Source organism: Pseudomonadota bacterium (assembly GCA_026388215.1).
Classification (GTDB): domain Bacteria; phylum Desulfobacterota; class Syntrophorhabdia; order Syntrophorhabdales; family Syntrophorhabdaceae; genus JAPLKF01.
Genome location: JAPLKF010000251.1, coordinates 1 through 1,671, shown reverse-complemented (window position 1 = coordinate 1,671; position 1,671 = coordinate 1). Strand labels below are relative to the sequence as shown.

The following is a 1,671-nucleotide window of genomic DNA, read 5'->3' as shown; positions in this document are numbered from 1 at the left end:
CACTTTTATGGTATAAACCCATTTTCTGTTATTCATAACATTATTGCCATCCCGCTTATGTGTATCCTTGCAATGCCAATGAGCCTTATTGGAATGGTATTGCCCTATGGTGAATATATATTGAGATTGGCCGGGGAAATTTTAAATATAAATATGCAGATTCTTAAGTATCTGAACGCCGGATACATTTATCCTATCATCCGCCCTACCCTCTTTGAAATTATCCTGTATTTTACCTTTGCATTTGCGCTGATATTTTCTCGAAGAAAACTTATCCTTGCCCTGTTAATTTTTGTCATCATGCCAGTTTCAACCATACATGTCTATCTTGCCTATGAAAAAAGGTTTAACAATAACATGCGCATCAATTTCATAGACGTAGGGATTGGCGATTCTATCCTCATAGAAGCGCCGAAAGGCATGAGAATATTAATAGAATCCTGACACCCATACTCCTCTCCAAAAAGATTTTGACACTAAATTGTGTAATAAACACCCATCCCCATGGAGACCATATTGGTGGCCTTCCTTATATCCTGCAAAATTTTAATGTAAGGCAATTTGTCGCAAGCACATATTTCATAAAGGAAGAGAAATTCATTGAAGTTATGAAACTCATAAGGGATAAGGGCATACCTGTTCAGACCTGGAAAAGGGGTGACAATTACACCTTCAAAAATAATATGCAAATACTCGTTTTCAATCCCGAACCAAACTTCTCCTTAGAAAATCTTAACAATGCCTCACTCGTCCTGAAGGTCATATACAAAAATAATACCTTTCTCCTCACGGGTGATATAGAAAAGGATATAGAGGAAAAGCTTATCCTGTCAGGCACGCCGCTTACAAACCTGATATTGCAATATTGAGTGGAGGTCCTGGTATAAAGGGTCTACCAAGCGAAGAAGCCCTTCAGAGATATAAAAACCTCTCCATACCCTTATTAAGAACAGATAAAAACGGATTCATACAGATATGTTCGGATGGAAATAAGATTACATACAAAGTCTTTCAAAAATAGTTATCAGCTTTCAGCCTCCACTGCTCACCACTTATTGTTTACGCCTTTCGATTTATGGTTTGACCCATAATTTATTCCAAACAACTTTTAAAATATACCAATGTGAGATTTCAAGACTTGATTCGATTGATTACCCAAAAATAATTGAAATTACAATAAAATAAAGAAAACTGGGGTGGGTAAATCACTTGGAAACCTTATATTTCAATGGGTTGTCAAGTATTCTTTATCTTTCAGCGCTCAGTTGAGTAAAAGGTAATCTATGATTACAAAACAATGTCATTCCGCAAACATAAGGGGAAGGCGGTCTGCGATGAGGTAACCCTTCCGGGTGGGGATTATCCTGCCATTTAGAATCTTCACAAACCCGGACCGCTTTAATTGCGATAAGACCTGAGTCATTGAGGGACTCCCGCAGGCATCATTGATAGAGACGCCGCTTTCAGTCCTGAAGCCGAGATAGAGGCGCTCCAGTCTTAACTGTTCAGGAGAGAGGGTCTCTGATCCCGCAACAGGTTTTTCTCCCCGTGCAAGCAACCGGCAATACCCTTCAACAGACCTGCAGTTCCACCATCTTACACCGTCTTTGAAAGAATGGGCAGCCGGACCGAGTCCGAGGTATGGAACATGATGCCAGTATTTCTGGTTAT

At 39.6% G+C, this 1,671-nt stretch carries 3 protein-coding genes; 2 read left to right on the top strand and 1 reads right to left on the bottom strand.

Translation table 11 applies throughout. The features are described 5' to 3' along the window. A partial coding sequence (locus NTU69_11950; GenBank protein ID MCX5804220.1) for a ComEC/Rec2 family competence protein occupies nt 1-444 on the top strand: 444 nt, incomplete at its 5' end. A 23-nt stretch (nt 445-467) separates the two neighbouring features. Further along, the gene (locus NTU69_11945) at nt 468-869 is read left to right on the top strand and encodes an MBL fold metallo-hydrolase (GenBank protein ID MCX5804219.1); all 402 of its coding nucleotides are present in this window, start codon (nt 468-470) and stop codon (nt 867-869) included. 431 nt (nt 870-1,300) lie between these two features. Here NTU69_11945 and NTU69_11940 read toward each other — a convergent pair. Beyond that, nucleotides 1,301-1,671: coproporphyrinogen III oxidase family protein (locus NTU69_11940; GenBank protein ID MCX5804218.1), on the bottom strand; the 371-nt coding region annotated here is incomplete at its 5' end.